The sequence below is a fragment of the Cobetia sp. SIMBA_158 genome, from assembly GCF_046566945.1.
Taxonomy (GTDB): domain Bacteria; phylum Pseudomonadota; class Gammaproteobacteria; order Pseudomonadales; family Halomonadaceae; genus Cobetia; species Cobetia amphilecti.
In genome coordinates this window covers 1-238 of the sequence record NZ_JAWJYL010001046.1, presented here as the reverse complement: position 1 = coordinate 238, position 238 = coordinate 1, and the positions used below count along the sequence as shown (strand labels likewise).

The following is a 238-nucleotide window of genomic DNA, read 5'->3' as shown; positions in this document are numbered from 1 at the left end:
ACCTTATAACGGGTGAAAAAACATTGCTTAAACAGCAAAAGGTATTAGGTGACTTTAAAGCCACAGATTATAAGTCTGAGCGGCTGATGATTACTTCGCGTGATGGCGTCAAAATACCTGCTTCTGTTGTATACCGAAAAGATAGTTTTAAAAAAGATGGCACCAACCCATTGTTTCAATATGGGTATGGGGCTTATGGTTACACCATTGATCCGAGCTTCTCTAGCACGTCGCTCAG

Annotated in this window: 1 pseudogene; it reads left to right on the top strand. The window is 41.2% G+C overall.

From position 1 onward, the window contains the following. Positions 1 to 238, top strand: a pseudogene (locus tag R2R70_RS23000) (oligopeptidase B); the annotation flags it as partial.